The sequence below is a fragment of the Serratia sp. CY81684 genome, assembly GCF_052166595.1.
Lineage (GTDB): Bacteria > Pseudomonadota > Gammaproteobacteria > Enterobacterales > Enterobacteriaceae > Serratia > Serratia nematodiphila.
This window is the reverse complement of the sequence record NZ_JBJNOO010000004.1, coordinates 615,858-634,934: the sequence shown is the minus strand read 5'-3', so window position 1 is coordinate 634,934 and position 19,077 is coordinate 615,858. Positions and strand designations below refer to the sequence as shown.

At 62.5% G+C, this 19,077-nt stretch carries 12 protein-coding genes and 1 riboswitch; of the genes, 6 read left to right on the top strand and 6 right to left on the bottom strand.

Annotation, left to right across the window (positions count from 1 at the left end):
- Window positions 1–38 precede the first annotated feature (38 nt).
- Window positions 39–749 carry a UTRA domain-containing protein gene (locus tag ACJ8QF_RS17955; RefSeq protein ID WP_019453247.1) on the bottom strand — a complete coding sequence of 237 codons (711 nt, stop codon included), beginning with the start codon at window positions 747–749 and terminating at the stop codon, window positions 39–41.
- A 190-nt stretch (window positions 750–939) separates the two neighbouring features.
- Here ACJ8QF_RS17955 and ACJ8QF_RS17950 point away from each other — a divergent pair, with 190 nt between their 5' ends.
- From ACJ8QF_RS17950 to ACJ8QF_RS17925, 6 genes are all read left to right on the top strand, one after another.
- Complete coding sequence (locus tag ACJ8QF_RS17950) at window positions 940–2,001, top strand: ABC transporter substrate-binding protein (protein ID WP_033631954.1); 1,062 nt, start codon at window positions 940–942, stop codon at window positions 1,999–2,001.
- Between the two features lie 11 nt (window positions 2,002–2,012).
- Window positions 2,013–2,822 (top strand): alkaline phosphatase family protein, encoded by an 810-nt coding sequence (locus ACJ8QF_RS17945; RefSeq protein WP_442537733.1) that lies wholly within the window; start codon window positions 2,013–2,015, stop codon window positions 2,820–2,822.
- Window positions 2,819–3,664: an ABC transporter permease gene (locus ACJ8QF_RS17940; RefSeq protein WP_004936665.1), complete on the top strand. Its 846-nt coding sequence runs from the start codon at window positions 2,819–2,821 to the stop codon at window positions 3,662–3,664. Before ACJ8QF_RS17945 ends, ACJ8QF_RS17940 begins: the two co-directional genes overlap by 4 nt.
- 17 nt (window positions 3,665–3,681) lie before the next feature.
- Window positions 3,682–4,467 (top strand): ABC transporter permease, encoded by a 786-nt coding sequence (locus tag ACJ8QF_RS17935; RefSeq protein ID WP_004936668.1) that lies wholly within the window; start codon window positions 3,682–3,684, stop codon window positions 4,465–4,467.
- Between the two features lie 4 nt (window positions 4,468–4,471).
- Entirely contained in the window at window positions 4,472–5,464 is a 993-nt protein-coding gene (locus tag ACJ8QF_RS17930) for an ABC transporter ATP-binding protein (RefSeq protein WP_004936671.1), read from the top strand.
- A 207-nt stretch (window positions 5,465–5,671) separates the two neighbouring features.
- Window positions 5,672–7,321, top strand: a complete 1,650-nt coding sequence (locus tag ACJ8QF_RS17925; RefSeq protein WP_442537732.1) for a Na/Pi cotransporter family protein — start codon at window positions 5,672–5,674, stop codon at window positions 7,319–7,321.
- Between the two features lie 44 nt (window positions 7,322–7,365).
- On the opposite strand, the gene ACJ8QF_RS17920 is transcribed toward ACJ8QF_RS17925, so the two are convergent.
- The 5 genes from ACJ8QF_RS17920 to ACJ8QF_RS17900 all read right to left on the bottom strand — a co-directional run bounded on the left by ACJ8QF_RS17920 (window position 7,366) and on the right by ACJ8QF_RS17900 (window position 18,892).
- A complete protein-coding gene (locus tag ACJ8QF_RS17920) occupies window positions 7,366–12,189 on the bottom strand; it encodes a hemagglutinin repeat-containing protein (protein WP_442537731.1) in 4,824 nt (1,607 codons plus the stop codon).
- 45 nt (window positions 12,190–12,234) lie between these two features.
- Complete coding sequence (locus ACJ8QF_RS17915; RefSeq protein WP_004936682.1) at window positions 12,235–13,914, bottom strand: ShlB/FhaC/HecB family hemolysin secretion/activation protein; 1,680 nt, start codon at window positions 13,912–13,914, stop codon at window positions 12,235–12,237.
- Window positions 13,915–14,299: 385 nt separating this feature from the next.
- The gene (gene panS / locus ACJ8QF_RS17910) at window positions 14,300–15,217 is read right to left on the bottom strand and encodes a ketopantoate/pantoate/pantothenate transporter PanS (RefSeq protein ID WP_033636223.1); all 918 of its coding nucleotides are present in this window, start codon (window positions 15,215–15,217) and stop codon (window positions 14,300–14,302) included.
- 144 nt (window positions 15,218–15,361) lie between these two features.
- Entirely contained in the window at window positions 15,362–16,729 is a 1,368-nt protein-coding gene (gene lysC, locus ACJ8QF_RS17905) for a lysine-sensitive aspartokinase 3 (RefSeq protein WP_440484529.1), read from the bottom strand.
- Window positions 16,730–16,836: 107 nt separating this feature from the next.
- Window positions 16,837–17,031: riboswitch (Lysine riboswitch) on the bottom strand.
- Window positions 17,032–17,083: 52 nt separating this feature from the next.
- Window positions 17,084–18,892 carry a cation:proton antiporter gene (locus ACJ8QF_RS17900; protein WP_004936687.1) on the bottom strand — a complete coding sequence of 603 codons (1,809 nt, stop codon included), beginning with the start codon at window positions 18,890–18,892 and terminating at the stop codon, window positions 17,084–17,086.
- Window positions 18,893–19,077: the final 185 nt, after the last annotated feature.

Genomic DNA, 19,077 nt, shown 5'->3' with positions numbered 1-19,077 from the left:
CCTTCCTCTTTAAGGGCGCAGCGATGCGCCCTTGTCATTTACAGCGCTTCCACATCGATGTGCAGCGCGTCGTACCGCCAATACTCCAGGTCGCAATCGATCACCCGGTCATGTTGATCGCGATTCACCCGCGTAATGAACAGCGCCGGGCTGCCGTAGGTCACCTTCAGCATGGCGGCGGCCTGTTGTGGCAGCAGGGTGGGCAGCATGTCGAAACGTACCCGGCCGTAGTGAATGCCGTAGCGTGCGGCGTACAGCGCGGTCAGTGACTGGGTCAGATCTTCGTCCAGAATACCGGGGAAATAGGCCGGATTGAGGTAGTGCTCGCAGTACAGCACCGCGCGCCCGTCGATGTAGCGCAGCCGGCGAATGCGATAGGCCTCGGCGCCGGAGGGCAGCGCCAGGCGGCCGGCCAGCGGCGCGTCAAGCGTGACGAGCGCACTGTCGATCGCTTCGGTATGGGCGGCGCGCCCCTGTTGCTGCGCCATGGCGTGAAAATGGCTGCGCTGCAACGGGTTATAGATCAGACGTGGCGGCGAGATAAACCAGCCGCGCCGCACCTGGCGGTAAATGACGCCCTGCGCCTCCAACTGGCCGAGCGCCTCCTGCAGGGTAATGCGGGTGGTGGCGAACTGTTCGCTCAGGGCGCGCTCGGAGGGCAGCTTGCCACCCACGGCGAATTCGCCGGCGGTGATGCGGGCGTGCAGCGTTTGGCAGATGGTGGCGACGGTCGTCGGTGCTTCACTCATACAGCGGGTGTCCCGTTTCAGTGCGTTTGGCCTTTAAGGTAGACCAGCGTCGCGTTTTCGCCGTTGCAATGGGTGATAAAACTGTCGCTTTTTTAAGCTGACATATAATTATCACATTCGTCCGTTAGATTGGTTTGGTCCTTGCTGGACTAGTCCAGCCATCCCCACACTACCACCTGGAGCATCAGTTATGAAACGTTTGTGCGCTTCTGTGTTAACCAGTGCCATCGTGTTATCCAGCCAGATGAGCTGGGCCGCGGATACCGATCTGGCGGCGCTGGAGCAGGCCGCTAAAAAAGAAGGCGAAGTCAACAGCGTCGGCATGCCGGACAGCTGGGCCAACTGGAAAGGCACCTGGCAAGATCTGTTGAGCAAATACGGCCTGAAGCATGTCGATACCGACATGAGCTCTGCGCAGGAGATCGCCAAATTCGATGCGGAAAAGAACAACGCCACGGCGGACATCGGTGACGTCGGCGCGGCCTTCGGCCCGGTGGCGGTGCAGAAGGGTGTAACGCAGCCGTACAAACCCTCCACCTGGGATCAGGTGCCGGAGTGGGCGAAAGACAAAGATGGCCACTGGGCGCTGGCTTACACCGGCACCATCGCCTTCATCATCAACAAGCAGCAGGTGAAAGACATCCCGCACAGCTGGGCCGATCTGCTCAAGGGCAGCTATCAGGTCACCATCGGCGACGTCGGCACTGCGTCGCAGGCGGCCAGCGGCGTGCTGGCCGCCACTTACGCGATGGGCGGCAACGAGAAAAACCTCAAGCCGGGCCTGGAATTCTTCGGCAAGCTGGCCAAGGCCGGCCGCCTGAGCCTGAGTAACCCGGTGATCGCGTCGCTGGAGAAGGGGGAAGTGCAGGTTGGCGTGGTATGGGACTTTAACGGCCTGAACTACCGCGATCAGATCGACAAAACCCGCTTTGAAGTGCTGATCCCGTCGGACGGTTCGATCACTTCCGGCTACACCACCATCATCAACAAATACGCCAAGCACCCGAATGCCGCCAAGCTGGCGCGCGAATACATCTTCTCCGACGCCGGTCAGATCAACCTGGCGCGCGGCTATGCCCGCCCGATCCGCGCCGAACATCTGACGCTGCCGGACGACGTCAAGGCCAAGCTGCTGCCGGCCGAGCAGTACAAGAACGCGCACCCGATCGCCGATCCGGCGGCCTGGGAACAGAGCGCCAAAGCGCTGCCGCGCCTGTGGCAGGAAAACGTCATTATGTTTATGCAGCAGTGAGTTAACGCACCATGAAAACGATCCTCGTGCTGCTGGACGGCCTCAACTACCGGGTGGCGCACGACGCCATGGGTTATCTGCAGGCCGAATGCGCGGCGGGACGCGGGCGGTTGTACCTGCTGGAGAGCGAGTTGCCCTCGCTCTCCCGGCCGCTGTATGAATGCATCCTCACCGGCATCACGCCGGTGGAGAGCGGCGTGGTGCATAACCACGTCTCGCGCCTTTCTCATCAACAAAGCGTGTTTCATTATGCGCGCGCCGCCGGGCTGACCACCGCCGCCGCCGCGTATCATTGGTTCAGCGAATTGTATAACCGCACGCCGTTCGACGCCGCGCGCGACCGCCATACCGACGCCCCCGAGCTGCCGATTCAGCACGGGCATTTCTATTACGACGACGGCTATCCCGACAGCCATCTGTTCGACGACGCCGAAAGCCTGCGCCAGCGTCATCAGCCGGACTTCTTGCTGATCCATCCGATGAACATCGACGACGCCGGGCACCGCTTCGGCCTCTCTTCGCCGCAGTACCGCAACGCGGCGCGGCGCGCCGACGGCTCGTTGTCGCGCTATCTGCCCGAGTGGCTGGCGGCCGGTTATCAGGTGCTGGTCACCGCCGACCACGGCATGAACGACGATCGCAGCCACGGCGGGGTGTTGCCGGAAGAGCGCCAGGTGCCGCTGTTCGTGTTCGGCGCGGGCTTCAGCCTGGATGACGCCGATCCGCAGCAAACCGAGCTCTGCGGCACGATTTGCGATCTGCTGCAGGCGCCGCACGACAAGCAGCGCTGCCGGGCGTTGCTGGCGCAGGATGCGCGATGAACAGCAAAACCAAATGGATCGCCGCACTGTGCCTGCTGCCGTTTATCGTGCTGTTCGGCGCGTTTCAGATCGCCCCGCTGGTGTGGATCGCCATTCACAGCTTTTTCAGCGAGACCAGCGGCTGGGGCTGGGGCAACTATGTCGATATCCTCACCTCGCCGTTCTACCTGCAGGCGTTTCAGTTCTCGCTGGAGATCTCGCTGTGGTCGAGCGTCTACGGCTTGCTGATCGCGTTAGTTGGCAGTTACTCACTGCGCCAGCTCGGCCAGACCCGGTTTCATGACTTCGTGATGTCGTTCACCAACATGACCAGCAACTTCGCCGGGGTGCCGCTGGCGTTCGCCTTCGTCATTCTGCTGGGGCTGAACGGTTGCCTGACGTTGCTGCTGCGCAAATACGGCCTGATGGAGAGCTTCAACCTCTATTCGAAGAGCGGCCTGATCGTGCTGTATACCTACTTCCAGATCCCGCTCGGGGTGCTGCTGCTGTATCCGGCATTCGACGCGCTGCGCGCCGACTGGCGCGAATCGGCGGCGCTGCTCGGCGCCGGCCCCTGGCGCTACTGGCGGCATATCGGCCTGCCGGTGCTGGCGCCGGCGCTGATGGGCACCTTCGTTATCCTGCTGGCCAACGCGCTGGGCGCCTACGCCACGGTGTATGCGCTGACCACCGGCAACTTCAACGTGATCCCGATCCGCATCTCGGCGCTGGTGGCGGGGGACATCTCCCTCGATCCGAACCTGGCCAGCGCGCTGGCGATGCTGCTGGTGGTGATGATGGCGTTTATCACGGTGATCCACCAATGGATGCTGCGCAGGAGCTACCTCAATGCGCGCTCATAACCGGCTGGAGAATGCTCATGTCGCGTGTTGAACGCTTGTACCACCGCACGGTGACCGGCCTGCTGCTGTTGATCCTGCTGCTGCCGCTGGCGGCGACGCTGATTTACGCGCTGGCCACCCAGTGGGGCGCCACCATTTTACCGGACGGCTTTACCCTGAAGTGGCTGACGGCGCTGTGGAGCGACCCGCGCTTTTTGCAGGCGCTGTGGCACTCGCTGCTGATCTGCTTCGGCACGCTGCTGCTGTCGGTGGTGGTGATCCTGCCGGCGATGTTTGTAATCGCTTACTACTTCCCTAGGCTTGACGCGGTAATGAATGTGCTGATTCTGCTGCCGTTCGCCGTGCCGCCGGTGGTGTCGGCGGTGGGGCTGATGCAGCTGTTCGCCGCCGATCCGCTGCCGCTGCTCGGCACTCCCTGGATTTTGGTGGGCTGTTATTTCACCATCGCGCTGCCGTTTATCTACCGGGCCATCAGCAACAACATGCAGGCGATTAACCTGCGCGATCTGATGGACGCCGCGCACCTGCTCGGCGCCAGCACCTGGCAGGCGGCGCTGTGGGTGGTGCTGCCGAACCTGCGCAAGGGCGGAACGATCGCCGTGCTGCTGTCGTTTTCGTTCCTGATCGGCGAGTTCGTGTTCGCCAACCTGCTGGTGGGCAGCCAGTATGAAACGCTGCAGGTCTATCTGTTCAATATGCGCAACGGCAGCGGGCACTTTACCAGCGCGCTGGTCATCTCTTATTTCGCCGTGGTGCTGCTCGTCACCTGGCTGGCGAACCTGCTGAATAAAAACAAGGGCTAACCCGATGGCTTATCTCAACGTCACCCGTTTGAACAAACACTATGGCCAGACTCAGGTGTTTCAGGATATCGATTTCACCGCCGAAGAGGGGGAGTTCGTCACCCTGCTGGGGCCGAGCGGCTGCGGCAAATCGACGCTGCTGCGCTGTCTGGCCGGCCTGACCCCGGTCGACAGCGGGCATATTTTGCTGCAGGGTCAGGATCTGGTGCCGCTGGCGCCGCAAAAGCGCGGCATCGGCATGGTGTTCCAAAGTTATGCGCTGTTTCCCAATATGACGGTGGAAGGCAACGTGGCCTTCGGCCTGAAAATGCAGAAGCTGGCGGCCGGGCAGATCGGCCAGCGGGTGCAGGAGGTGCTGGCGCTGGTGGAGCTGAGCGATCTGGCGAAGCGCTATCCGCATCAGCTGTCGGGCGGCCAGTGTCAGCGCGTGGCGTTGGCGCGATCGCTGGTCACTCGCCCGCGTCTGCTGCTGCTCGACGAACCGCTGTCGGCGCTGGACGCGCGCATCCGCAAACACCTGCGTGAGCAAATTCGGCGCATTCAGCGCGAGCTGAACCTGACGGCGATCTTCGTCACTCACGATCAGGAAGAGGCGCTGACCCTGTCGGATCGCATCGTCCTGATGAACAAGGGGCAGATCGTGCAGAGCGGCGATGCGGAAACCCTGTATACCCAGCCGGCGGACGCTTTCGCCGCCGGTTTTATCGGCAACTATAACCTGCTGAGCGCCGAACAGGCCGGCCGGCTGACCGGGCGCAGTTATGCCGGCAAGGTGGCGATCCGTCCCGAATCGATCGGCCTGTTGCCGGCCGGACAGGGGATCGGCGGGGTGATCCTGGGCCACAGTTTGCTCGGGAATGTGGTACGCTATCGGATTCAGGTTCGTGAGGTAGAGTTGCTGGTTGACGTGCTCAACCGTTCGGTGGCCGATCTGCGGCCCGACGGCGCGGAAATTGGGCTACACTTGGAACCTGTTGTATTGCGGGAAGTTGCATGACTTCGCAGCGCGGCGCCGGGGCTCTCCCACCGCCGCCTTAACCCTTCTCTTCTGCGGTCTGCCGCCCGCCCGCTGTCCTGCCAGACCCACGCCCGGCAGGCGGGACCGCGCGCTGTACCCGTCATCCTTTGGCTCGCCTCTCTGCGTCGCGTGACAGGCATCGGGTATCAGCCTCCTTTGGCCGGGCGTTAATGGAGCGTATCTTCCGTGCTGACCCTTCTTCACCTGCTTTCGTCCGTGGCGCTGTTGGTGTGGGGCACCCACATCGTGCGCACCGGGATCATGCGGGTTTACGGCGCCAATCTGCGGCGCGTGTTGAGCGACAGCGTTGAGAAAAAACCGCTGGCGTTCGTTTCTGGCATCGGCGTGACCGCGCTGGTGCAAAGCAGCAACGCCACCGCGCTGCTGGTGACCTCTTTCGTCGCGCAGGGGCTGGTGGGGCTGGCGCCTGCGCTGGTGATCATGCTCGGCGCCGACGTCGGCACCGCGCTGATGGCGCGCGTGCTGACCTTCGATCTTTCCTGGCTGTCGCCGCTGCTGATCCTGGTCGGCGTCTTCCTGTTCCTCAGCCGCAAACAGATGCGGATCGGCCAGATCGGGCGCGTCTTGATCGGTCTGGGGCTGATCGTGCTGGCGCTGGAACTGATCGTGGCCGCCGCCACGCCGATCACCCAGGCGGCAGGGGTGAAAGTGCTGTTCTCGTCGCTGACCGGCGATGTGATGCTGGACGCCCTGACCGGCGCGCTGTTCGCCATCGTCAGCTATTCCAGCCTGGCCGCGGTGCTGCTGACCGCCACCCTGACCGCTACCGGCGTGATTTCGCTGAAGGTGGCGCTCTGTCTGGTGATCGGCGCCAACCTCGGCAGCGGCCTGCTGGCGATGATCAACGCCAGCGGCCAGAACGCCGCCGGGCGGCGCGTGGCGCTAGGCAGCCTGCTGTTCAAATTGGTGGGCTGCATCCTGGTGTTGCCGTTCATCTCCTATCTGGCGGATGTGATGGCTCAGCTGCCGGGCGGCAGCGAAGAGCTGGTGATCTATTTCCACGTGTTCTACAACCTGATCCGTTGTCTGGTGATGATCCCGCTGGCCGGGCCGATGGCGACGCTGTGCGAACGGCTGATCGTCGACGTGGCGGCCGACGACCCGCGCATGCGGCCGCGTCATCTGGACGCCAGTGCGCTGGATACGCCGACGCTGGCGCTGGCCAACGCGGCGCGCGAAACGCTGCGCATGGGCGACGTGGTGGAACACATGATGATCCTGCAGCGCGAAGTGCTGCACGGTAAGCAAGGCGTGGATAAAGAGGTGCGGCGACTCGACGATGACGTCGACGTGCTGTACACCGCCATCAAGCTGTATCTGGCGCAGATCCAGAAGGAAGATCTGGGCGAGGAAGATTCGCGCCGCTGGGCGGAAATCATCGAAATGGCGCTCAACCTGGAACAGGCGGGCGACATCATCGAGCGCATGGCCGGCGACGTGGGCGCCAAATCGCACGCCGCGCGCCGCGCCTTCTCGGCGGAAGGATTGGCGGAACTGGACGGGTTGCACGAACGGCTGATCGGCAACCTGCGTCTGGGGCTGTCGGTGTTCCTGTCCGGCGACGTCACCAGCGCCAAACGCCTGCGCCGTTCCAAGCACCGCTTCCGCATTCTGGATCGCCGCTATGCGCACGCGCACGTCGATCGTTTACATCAGCAAAACGTGCAGAGCATCGAGACCAGTTCGCTGCATTTGGGATTGTTGGGGGACATGAAGCGCCTGAACTCGCTGTTTTGCGCCGTGGCCTACAACGTGTTGGATCAGGATGCGAAAGACGACGATCGCGACTGGGAAGACACCCCAAGCACGCTGTAAAAAAACGCCCCCGGAAAACCGGGGGCGTTGCGTAGGGGAGAGCGTTATTTGCCGCTGAACACGCCGGCTTTGGCGTCCGCCTGCTGAGTTGAGGCATGGCCGCTGGCGAACGGCACGTTGCCGTCGACGCTTTGCTTCGCCGCGCCGCCTAACAGTCCACCTACCGTGGCCGCCGCATCGACGCGGCCGCCGCCTTGATAGCGCTGGCCGCTGACGTCCTGCTGGCTGACCTGGCTACCGCCCAGTTCCACCTTGCCCTGCTGGCTGCGGATTTCGCCGCCGGTCAGTTGGGTTTGGCCGCCGACCTGCAGCCCCACGCCGTGCTTACCGGCAATCGCCGACTGCTCGCCGACCGCATTGTTGTTCACCACGTCGGCATTGACCTTGAGGTGCCCCTGGCGACCGGCCGGACCGGTGATGCTGTCTTTCACCGCGCCGCCGACGGTGCGTGCGCCGCGATCCCACAGTGGGCCCTGCGGTTTTTCGCCGGCCGGCGTTTCCGGCAGCGTGACTTTGCCGTCAGCCTTGCTGAAGCTGACTGCACCGGTGGTATCCTGCTGCGGATCGAGGCGACGCGCCACGCTGTTGTACTTGTCGGTGGTGGCGTCGGCCACTTTGTTCACCCCGGCTTCCAGTTTCTCTTTCACTTTACCGGCGTAGCGCGGCGTGCCGACCTTCGACAGCTTGGAGGTGATGCTACTGCCCGGATCGTTGCTGTGGCTCAGACCGGCATCCACATCCACCTTCACGCCTGTCTCGACGTCTTTGCGGCTTTCAACGCGCAGATCGCCGCCCACCTTGCCCTGTGCGCTGTCGGCGTCGACGCGCGCGCCGGCAAGGCGGGTGTCTTTGCCGCTGTTGAGCGCCACGTCGCCCGCGGTGATGCCGGTGTTGGCGTGGGTGGTTTTATCCTGCTGCTCCACGCCGACTTTCAGACCTGCGCCCAGCGTGTGGGTGTCTTTGCCGGTGTTCGGATCGACCTTGCCGCCTGCGTCCTTGTTGAAGGTTTGACCGCCTCTGGCGTTGGCTTTGATGCCCAGATTCCAGTTGTCCTTATGCTGCTCGTTCTTGGCGGATTCCAGCAGGATGCCGCCGTTTTTCGCTTCGAGCGCGGCGCTGCCGCCGCTGACTTTGGCCCCCTGCAGATGCAGCGCGTCATCGCCTTTGCCGTTGGCGGACAGGGTGACCTTGCCGTCTGAGGCGATAGTAGCACCCTGGTGCTCGGTCGCGGTCTCATTGACCTTGGCGATGTCGAAGGCGCCGCCGGCGGAGAGGCTGCCGCCGGTTTTTTCCTTGCTGTCGCTGCTGCCGGCGCCCAGATCGATATTGCCGGACAGCTTGCTTTCCTTACGCGTTTGGGTCGTTTCCGCCGCCTGCAGCGCGACCTTGTTGCCCGCGTTCAGGCTGACGTCGCCCTGGCTCTTGACGTTGGTGCCCTGCAGCGTCAGATCGCGGCCCGCCTTCAGCTCCACACCCTGGCCGTTGACGTTGCCGACCTGCGCCGTGCTGCTGCTGCTTTCACCGTTGTTGGTGCCGCCGCCGAAACCGGCGCCGAAGTTTTTGCTGTCGGCGGTGAAACCGCCTTTGGCGGACGCTTTGACGTTAAAGCCGCTGTGGTTCTCGCTCTGTTTGTCGCTGGCCTGATCGAAGCGGATATCGCCGCCGGCGTTGACGGCGGTTTTACCGCTGCCGCCGTTCAGCGCGGTACCCTGATAGACCGCGTCTTTTTTCACGTTGACGTTGATGCCATTGGCCGCGTCGATCGAGCCGGCCACCGCCTGGCTGGCGCTGCTGTTGCTGCGCTGGGTGCCGCCTTCGCCCTTGGCGTCCACGGTCAGATCGCTGCCGGTGGTGGTGTAGACGCGCACGCCGGCACTGCCGCGGGTGTCGCGGCTCTGCTCGTCCTGACGGTTTGCCGCGGCTTCGCTGCGGTGGCTGTCCGCCGTCAGGTTGACCGCGCCTTTGCTCGCCTGGTACTGCGTGCCCTGATCGCGCACTTCGCCTTTGGCATTGATGTCGATGCTGCCGGCTTTCACCGAGCTGACCACCGCCTGCGAGCTGCTGCTGTGTTTTTCGCTGCTGCCGCCCTGTGCGCCGATATCCAGGCCGACGTTAGGCGCGCCGATGCCGCCGATGTCGTTGATAACGCCGGTAGCGTCCAGCTTGGCTGCCTTGCCGACCGCGCGCTCGACCGGACGGGTCACGGCGCTGTAATCGACGTTGGCGCCGATGTTCACGCCGACGTCGGTTTTGGTGGTGGTGGTGCTGGCGGTGTCGGCAGTGGCAAGGTGATCGACGCCGGCGGCGTTTTCTTGATAGGCACCGCCGACGCGGTGCTGTGCGCCTTGCTGGATCAGCTTGTCGCGGGCGTTGATCGTCAGGTTGCCTTTGACGTCGCTGCCGGAGGTGATCGCCTTGCTGCTTTGCGTCTGGGTTTTGCTGTTCTCGTAGCCGGCTTCCACGCCGCTGCCGAGTTTGTCGATGCCGCCGGTGTAATAGAAACCGCCGCCGATCTTGGTTTGCTCGGTGTTTGAGGCCGTTTTGTCGTCGGCCGCCAGGAACGAAACCTTGTTGCCGCTGACGCTGGCGTCGCCTTTGTCGGCGACCAATTGAGAACCGCTGAAGGTCACGTCCTTCTCCGCCTTGAGCTTCACGCTGCCGCCGCTGAGGCTTGAGGCGCTATTCTCGGTGCGGGTGGTTTTCTCGCTGTCGCGGGTGTGCTCGATGCGCAAACCGGCGCGGTACTGCTTGTCACCGGCTTCTTTGGCGTAGCCGTTAACGGTGAGCGCGGTCTTTTGCTCGTCGATGTTCTGCTGCCGCTCGGCCGCCTTGACGTTGATGTTGCCGGTCTTCGACTCGACGCTCAGCTCACCGCCGCTGGCGACCTGGCTGCCGATCACGTCGGCATCCTTGTGGCTGACCAGCGTCAGGTTGGTGTCGGACTTCAGCTCGCTGGCGGTGCTGCTCTGGTAGCTGTTGTCGGCCTTGTGCGAACTGCTGGTGATGTTGAAGGCGGTGCCGGTGCGCGCGTCGATTTTGTCCACGGTGGTGCTCAGCGCGTTGTCGATGCGCAGGCCGCCGTGGGTGGCGGTGACTTCGCCGCCTTTCTGGCCGCGCGCCTTGCTGCCGGTAATGGTGACGCCTTGCTGACCGTTCAGGCGCAGGGTGCCGCCGCTGGTCAGCTCGGAAGCGTGGCTGATCTCGCGGCGATTGCTGTTGTTTTTGTTGTCGCCGCCGCCGATGCCGCCCCAGGAGGTTTTGTCATCGCGTACCGCTTTGGCGTTGGCGGTTTTCTGCACCCCGACCTGGATCTGGCTATCTGCATCGATCGTCAGATCGCGCTGGGCGTGGATCTTGGCGCCCTGAGTCGAGACATTACGACCGGCTTTCAACGTCAGTTCGCCCTGGCTGCGCAGTTCGCTGGCCTTCAGGCTTTCGCTTTCGTCGCTGCTGCTCCATCTGCCGGTGCGCAGGCTGGAGGTGTGATTGCGCTGGTAGCCGCGCTCGCTGGATTTATCCTTCTCCACCAGCCCGGCAAGGTGTACGTCGCGCGCCGCTTTGACGCTCAGCGCACGGTCGGCGCTGACATTAGCGCCCAGCAGCTTCACGTCTTCCTGGGTGCTGATGAGTTTGGCGCTGCCGCTGGCGGCGACGGTGCTGCCCGCCTGCTGCAGCTGCTCGCGTTCGCGGGTGACGTCGTATTGCCAGGAGTAGAACCAGCGATCGTCGGTATGGCCTTGCGTCTGCTTCAGCTGCTGGCCGTCGAGCGTCAGCTTACCGCCCTGCAGCGTAATGTCTTCGCCGCGGATATCGGTGGCGGTGAGGTGCGCATGATTATCCGCCACCAGGCTGATGTTCTTGCCTTTCAGCTCGGTGCGGGTCAGCTTCTGGCTGCTGCTGCGATCGTTGACGTAGATGCCGCCACGGTAATTTTGATAGTTATCGCCGCCGTTTTTGTTGCTGCTGGCGTCGTCGATGCGGCTTTCGCTGCGGATATCATAGGCTTTCACCTTGAGTTCATCGCCGGCGTTCAACGAGCCGGCCAGCTTCACGCCGCTGCCCTGCGCGGTGTTGATGATGTTGATGCGCCCGGCCTGCATGCTGCCGAGGTAGTAACTGTCCAGCGCGGTCGGCGTCTGTTGGCTGGCCTGCACCGTGCCGTCGCGCGCTACCCGGTTAAGGCCGCTGATGGCGTTGATCGTCGCCGAGGTCACTTTACCATTCGAATGTTTGAAATCTTGCACGATCACTTCGCCGCGGCTGTCGATCTTCGGCGCGATCAGATCCAGTACGCCGCCGGCGTTCAGGGTGCCATTGAGGCTCAGCGTGTTGCGGTTGCCGAAGGTGCTGTAACCCTGCAGCACGCCGTTTTCCACCAGCGGGTTGCCGACCACCAGTGAGGAATGGCTGGTATTGATGAATCCGCAGCCCTGACAGCTGATGCCGTTCGGGTTGGCCAGCACGTAGTCGGCCGCCATGCCGAAGATCTCTTGCTGGCCATGCAGCAGAGACGGGTTACGGCCGATCACTTCGTTGAGGATCACGCTGGCTTCGCGCCCGCCCAGATTGGGGTTGGCGCCCAGTTGGCCGGCCAGCTGCGACAGTCCCGCCTCGCGGGAGTTGTTCAGCACCGCGCCGGGCTGGTTGACGTTGAAGTCCTGATATTGGTTGTGCGACAGCCCGTTGCCGTTCGGCGCGACGATATCGACCACCTGCGCGCCGGTGGCGGCGGTGGAGACGCCGGGGCCGTTGGCGCCGTTGGCCGCAACGATCTCTGCGGCGTAGGCGCCGGCGGAAGCGGCGAGAATAATCGCCAGCGCGGCGGCCAGTTTGCCTGCCGCCGAAAGTCTGAAGTTATTATTTTTCATCCATGTATCTCCGTATATTGCCGTGGGGTCCTGCAAAACTGTTGATTAAAAGGTGTAAGAAAAGCGGGCCAACACCTGAACGGGATCTTCCGGCGTAGCGTGGTTAGACAAAATCCAGCCGCGGCTGACCTCGAGATCGACCAGCGCCTGGCGGTAACGTAACGTGGCGCCGGTGCTTATACCGGCGCTGCTGCGCCAGCCCGAGTTGTCCTGACGCGGCAGAATGCGGCCGACGTCGGCGCCGAGGCGCGGCGTCAGCGTGGTGGCACCCAGATTGAAACTGCGCGACAGCGTATTTTGCAGATACCAGCCGTTGTCGCCGGACTGGGTGCTGCGGCTGAAGCCGCGCACGGCGCTGCGATCGGTGAGGCTCAGCCACTCCACGCCGGGCAGCGGGTCGCGGCTGTACTGGCCATAGAACAGATTGTTGAGCTGATAGGTGGCGTCACCCAGCTGGAGGCGCTGGCTGAGGTTGGCGAACAGCTTGCCTTTGGTGAACTGGCTGTCGAGGTGCACCGAACTCGGGTGGCGGCCGGCCCCCAGCCACGGCATCCCCTGCTCGACGCTGAGGTTGGCGCTGAACACGCCATTGGGCAGAATTTGCAGGTGGCTGGCGCTCAGTTCGGCCAGGGTCAGCGTTGGGCTGCTGACCTCAAGGCGCACGCTTTCGAAGTAGTTGTCGATGCGCTTGTAGGTCAGCTGGCCGCTCAGGCTGTCTATCTGATCGTGATCGCGATAAAACACGTAGTCGCTGCGCAGCCCGTACTGTTGGGTCTGGCCGTGCAGTTTGACCACGTTGTGCGGCAGCTGCTGGTGGTTTTCATAGGACGAGAAGCTGGCGAACCCGCTGAAGGTGAACGCGCCGTACGGCAGCGAATAGAGCAGGGTGTAGGCGCGATTATAGCGGTGAGCCGGGTTTTCCAGCGTGCTGTTGGCGTTCAGGCTGACAAAGTCCGATAGGCCAAACGGGCTGTCCAACGTGGCAGTGGCGCGCGCCAGCCACCGGCCGGTGCTTTTTTGGCCGTAATTATCCGTGCCGGCGGTAATCAGCCAGGGCTTGGCATGCTGATTGCGCAAACGAATAACCGAACCGCCAACCTGACGGCCGGGCAATATATCCAGCTTGGTGGTATTTGATTGCAAACGGTTGGCCTGATCCAATCCCTGATCGAGCTCGGTTAATTTCAACGGCTTGCCTTCCAGCCCCGGAAATAATAAACGGCTGTTGACCCAGCGATCGCCGCCTTCTATTTTCTCGATAAATCCTTCCGTCACGCTTAACCCCAATTCTCCTTGTGAATTAGGGCGAACAATTTGCACGCGCGCGGTGATATAGCCCTTTTGCACATAAAGACGCGTTAATTCACGGGTCAGGCGATTGATATCGTTGCTGCTGATGCACTGTTCCGGCAGCGCGCTCAGGGCCGACAAATCGGCCGGCGAGAGTAGGGTGACTCCCTGCAGATAAACGCCGGCGATCGGCAGGCACTGCGCGGACTGCGGCAGTGCGGGCGCGGCTGGTTCCGGTTCCGCCAGCAGGCGCTGTTGCTTCAGCTGCTGGTAGCGGCGTTGCTCAATCAACTGGTTGACTTCACGCGTGCTGTCTTGCAACGCGCGCCGTGACTCCCCCATCGACATGTCCATCATCATGTGGGAGTCCGGCAGGGTTTCGGCGGAAAGGGCCGTGCTGACCAGCAGTGTCAATGCGGTGATTTTTTTTATCATTGTAATCCATTCTGAGAGGCCGCCGGGGCAGCCAGCCCAATCCATGAGGTTAACCACGGGCGGCCGACGGCCGGCCCGAAATAATGAGCGACATGCACATTGCGAGGTATCTTGATTTGCCGCAGCAAATAAGACGGTGGGTATATATCTAAATAATAATTAGGCTGCTTCTTTTATGGCGGGCAACCCTGGTGACTTAATTAATTAAAAAAAGTGGAGCGTCTCTTCCTCTTGCCAACATTATCGGCATGGATAGGAAGAATCTGAATTTTTATTTTTCACGGATGATAGGGGATGAGGGGAATTATGACAATCCGACCAGTGGGAAATACGAAATTTCGCAGGAAAGAAAAGGGACGCAATTGTTTGCGTCCCTACAGGCGGTTTATTTCTTCTTGATAGGGCGGCCGGACCAATAACCCGCCAGCAGTGAACCGGAAAGGTTGTGCCAGACCGAGAACAGCGCGCCTGGCAGCGCGGCCAGCGGCGAGAAGTAGATTTTGCCCAGTGTGGCCGCCAACCCGGAGTTCTGCATGCCCACTTCGATCGCCAGCGTACGGCAGGTGGACTCGTCGAAGCCGAACAATTTGCCGCCCCAATAGCCGCTCAGCAGACCGATGCCGTTGTGCAGGATCACCGCGACGATCACCACCAGACCGACCGAAGCGATATGGCTTTGGCTGCCCGCCACCACCGCGCTGATGATCGCCAGAATGCACACCATCGACAACGCTGGCAACAGTGGCTCGATGCGTTTCACTGCCTTGGTCAGGGTATGGTGGACGATCAGGCCCAGGCCGATCGGGATCACCACAATCTGCAGAATGCTCAACAGCATGCCCATGATATCGACGCTGATCTCGGCGTCGACGTACAGACGGGTCAGCAGCGGCGTGGCGAACACCCCCACCAGCGTCGAGACCGCCGAGATGGTCACCGACAGCGCCACGTCACCCTTGGCCAGATAGATCATCACGTTGGAGGCGGTGCCGCTGGCCACGCTGCCCACCAGCACCATGCCGGCGGACAGATCCGGCGGCATGCGGAACAGCATCGCCAGGATCCAGGCCGCCAGCGGCATAATCAGATAATGCAGGAAGATGCCTGCCGCCACCGGGCCGGGGCGCGCCAGCACGCGTTTGAAGTCGTCGAGCCGCAGCGTGACGCCCATGGCGAACATGATCAGCATCAGCAGCGGGCTGACGTAGGGGCCGATACCGGTAAAGGTGGTCGGCGTGTAATACGCGGCGACGGACAGCAGTATCGCCCAGAGGGGGAATAAGCGCGTGAGTAGTGCCAGCATGCAGGTTTTCCTTAGCCAGATTGAGAACGGTGGATGTGGTTGTGTTTTTATTGCGGGCTCAACATGCTGAACCCCTGCAGGTTTTGAACGAATTTTTTAGACACAGGGGCGCAGCATGCTGCGCCCGCAATCAGGGATAATGACTTATTCGAACAGGTTGTGATGCAGGGTACGCACCACCTGCTCGGCTTCTTCGCCCGGCACCAGGAAGCACAGGTTATAGCTGCTGGCGCCGTAGCAGATCAGGCGGATATTGAACGGATCGAGCACGCCGAACACCTCTTTGCCCACGCCGCAGGCGCGCGACAGCTGGTTGCCGATGATCGCCACCAGCGCCAGGTTTTCTTCCACTTCCACCCGGCACAGCGACGACAGTTCGGTCAGCAGTGAGGTGGTCAGCAGGCTGCCGCCGACGGAGGTGGCGCCGGTGGTGTCCATGGTCAGCGCGATGCTGACTTCCGAAGTGGTGATCAGATCGACGGAGACATTATGGCGCGCCAGGATGTTGAACACCTCGGCCAGGAAACCGCGCGCGTGCAGCATGTTCAGGCTGTGCAGCGTCAGCAGCGTTTGCTTGCGGCGCAGCGCCAGCGCGCGGAACAGCGGCGGGTTCTCGGTGGTGTTGCACACCAGCGTGCCGCCGGCCACCGGATCCTTGCTGGAGCCGACGAACACCGGAATATCGCTGCGCACCGCCGGCAACAGGGTGGCCGGATGCAGCACTTTAGCGCCGAAGGTGGCCATTTCCGCCGCCTCTTCGAAACCGATTTTGTCGATGCGCTTGGCCGCCGGCACCACGCGCGGATCGGTGGTGTAGATGCCCGGCACGTCGGTCCAGATATCCACCCGGCCGACGCCGAGCGCCTCGCCGAGCAGCGCGGCGGTATAGTCGCTGCCGCCGCGGCCGAGCGTGGTGGTGCGGCCCTTCGGCTCGCTGCCGATAAAGCCCTGGGTGACCACCAGCGCTTCCTGCAGGCGCGGCTGCAACTGCGCCCGGGCCAGTTCGCTGAGCGCGGCGCTGTCCGGCACGGCGCGGCCGAAGTGATCGTCGGTGCGCATCACTTTGCGCACGTCGAACCATTCAGCCTGCACGTTGCGGGCGCGCAGGATTTCAACGAACAACAGGGTGGACATCAGCTCCCCATGGCTGACCAGTTCGTCGGTCAACGCCGTCGAGGTGGCCAGCGACGCGGCTTCCGACAGCATGGCGATGTTTTCCAGCAGGCGGTCTATTTCGTCGCGGATCACCGCCGGCGCCGCGAGGCGATCGAGGATGGCGTACTGGATGCGCCGGATTTCATCAAGCTGGTAATTGCGCTTGTCGGCCTCGCAACCCTCGGCCAGGGCGACCAACAGGTTGGTGACGCCCGCCGAAGCGGACAACACCACCAGGCGGACCTGCGGGTTGGCCAGCACGACGTCGGCACTGCGGTTCATGGCTTCAAAGTCGGCGACGCTGGTGCCGCCGAACTTGGCTACCACGGTGGAATTCTGGGGTGCTGCTTGGTTCATCTAGAAACCTCGTGTCAGGGATGCCCGTTTGGGGCACTGTAATTCCATAGCCTTGGCACAAGGGGAGAGCGGTAAACAGGGGGCAGGCGTAGAGGTCAGGCTACGATACACCCAGAAGCGCCCCACCTTGTCGATCGCCCTGCGGGCGATCCCCTGGTGACAACCCAGGGGATTCAGCCCCTGTAGTCGATACGATAATGGCCGGCCATTACCCTACCTCGGCGTCGCTCCCCCTCGGGTGCCGTCAACGGAGAAACGGCTCCTCTGACACTCTACCTGGGCGACGCGCCTCTTCTGGCTTGCGCACCGGGTGCGCAAGTAGGCTGTTAGGAATAGCCGGTTATCGCCATTCTGTCAACGTACAGACGGTGAGGGATTTTCATCTTGTACCAGCGCGATAAGCGTACAGGGCATCGCGGGCGTGGAACCGGCGCCAATCGGTTGCAGAGAACCGTCTTCCTTTTGGCTGAATAACGGAATAACGCCCTGATGTTTCTCCAAATACTCCAGCCAACCGAAATTTTCGTTCAATTTGGTCGCCTTGATGGTGGCCCCTCTGGCGAGCAGGCTGCTCAGGCGGCCGTAGGTGGCTTCCTGATTAAATAAAATTTCATGCCGGCGGAAACGCGAACTTTCCGCGCTGGCGCCGCGCCCTTTCAGCGGCGCCCCCGAACGGATGGCGAACACGTGATCTTCGCCGAAGAGATGGCCGAAGTGGTAGACCGCCAGCGCGTTCTGGTGGCGATTGGGCGACAGCGCCAGCACCTGGGCGATATTGCTCAGATCGAGGTAGTTCTCGGCGTGTTCGGAGTAGGCGTGGCCATAGTAGGCCGGAATGCCGTCCATGCGCGCCTGACGGTAGTATTCCCAGCTGCTGTCGGTGACGATCACCGGCACGTTCAGCTTGATCAGCGCCTGCGCCAGCATGCGCGCCACGCTGTTGGCGCCGACGATCAGCACGCCGCGCGGTTTCTGCTGCTGCACCCGCAGCCAGCGCGCCATCATGCCGCTGGTCAGGCTTTGCAACACCACGGTGCCGATGATGATGGCGAACACCACGGTCACCAGCCGGTCGGCGCCCTGATAGCCGCTGCGCTGCAGCGTCAGCGCGAACAGCGAGCTGACCGCCGCGGCCACGATGCCGCGCGGGGCGATCCAGCACAGCAGCAGCCGATCGCGCCAGTGCAGGGAAGAGCGCCAGGTCGACACCGCGATGCACAGCGGCCGGGCGATGAACTGCACCGCCAGCAGCAACAGGAGCAGCGGCCAGCCCATGTTCCACAGCGCCTGGATGTCGAGCCGCGCCGCCAGAATGATGAACAGCGCCGAGATCAGGATCGCCGACAGCTCTTCTTTGAACGCCAGAATATCGCTGGTGTCCACGTCGCGCATGTTGGCCAGCCAGATACCCATGACCGTGACGGTCAGCAAACCGGATTCGTCGGCGATGGCGTTGGAAACGCCGAAGGCGGTCAGCATGATCGCCAGCACCGCCAGGTTCTGCAGGTAGCGCGGCAGCCAGACGCGGCGCAGCGCCAGGCCGAGCAGGTAACCGAACAGCGCGCCGGCGATCAGGCCGACGGCGGCGGTCACGCCCAGCGTCCAAAACAGGTGGGTATAGGATTCCGCATTCTGCTTCAGCACGATGAACTCGAACACCAGCAGGGTGAAGATGGCGCCGACCGGATCGATGACGATCCCTTCCCAGCGCAGCACCTGGTTAATGTTGGCGTTCGGCCGCACCACGCGCATCAGCGGGGCGATCACCGTCGGCCCGGTCACCACCGTCACCGCGCCGATCAACGCCGCCAGCTCCGGCGGGAAATCCAGCAGCCACCAACTGGCGAGGCTGATGACCAGAAAGGTGACCAGCATGCCGACGGTGACCAGGTTGCGCACCACGCCGCCGAGGCCGCGTATCTCCTCGAAACGCAGCGTCAGCGCCCCCTCGAACAGGATGATCGCCACCGACAGCGACACCAGCGGAAACAGCAGGTCGCCGAACAGCAGATCCGGCTGTACCAGATGCACCGTCGGGCCGAGCACGATGCCGAACAGCAGCAGCGGCAAGATGGCCGGCAGGCGCAGCAACCAGGCCAGCCACTGCGCCAGCAGCGACGCCAGGCCGATAAGCACCAACATGAGCGGGGCGGATAATTCCATAAGCGAGATCCCTTTCAAATGATGAAATAAACGACGATGACACAGCCTGATGACAATTCGGCAACCCCGATAACAGGCCGTTAGCCAAAAGTATAGAGTGAAAGCTGAAACGAGGCGGCAATGCGTTGACAGTTAGCGCCTATCGCAAGAAAAGCGATCATAATCACAGTCGAACAGGCTACAAT

Bases quoted from the DNA above. Each gene is read 5' to 3' on its own strand.
- ACJ8QF_RS17955 (WP_019453247.1), bottom strand. From the start codon at position 749: ATGAGTGAAGCACCGACGACCGTCGCCACCATCTGCCAAACGCTGCAC.
- ACJ8QF_RS17900 (WP_004936687.1), bottom strand. From the start codon at position 18,892: ATGGAATTATCCGCCCCGCTCATGTTGGTGCTTATCGGCCTGGCGTCG.
- ACJ8QF_RS17950 (WP_033631954.1), top strand. From the start codon at position 940: ATGAAACGTTTGTGCGCTTCTGTGTTAACCAGTGCCATCGTGTTATCC.
- ACJ8QF_RS17935 (WP_004936668.1), top strand. From the start codon at position 3,682: ATGTCGCGTGTTGAACGCTTGTACCACCGCACGGTGACCGGCCTGCTG.
- ACJ8QF_RS17930 (WP_004936671.1), top strand. From the start codon at position 4,472: ATGGCTTATCTCAACGTCACCCGTTTGAACAAACACTATGGCCAGACT.
- ACJ8QF_RS17915 (WP_004936682.1), bottom strand. From the start codon at position 13,914: ATGATAAAAAAAATCACCGCATTGACACTGCTGGTCAGCACGGCCCTT.
- ACJ8QF_RS17945 (WP_442537733.1), top strand. From the start codon at position 2,013: ATGAAAACGATCCTCGTGCTGCTGGACGGCCTCAACTACCGGGTGGCG.
- panS (WP_033636223.1), bottom strand. From the start codon at position 15,217: ATGCTGGCACTACTCACGCGCTTATTCCCCCTCTGGGCGATACTGCTG.
- ACJ8QF_RS17940 (WP_004936665.1), top strand. From the start codon at position 2,819: ATGAACAGCAAAACCAAATGGATCGCCGCACTGTGCCTGCTGCCGTTT.
- ACJ8QF_RS17920 (WP_442537731.1), bottom strand. From the start codon at position 12,189: ATGAAAAATAATAACTTCAGACTTTCGGCGGCAGGCAAACTGGCCGCC.
- lysC (WP_440484529.1), bottom strand. From the start codon at position 16,729: ATGAACCAAGCAGCACCCCAGAATTCCACCGTGGTAGCCAAGTTCGGC.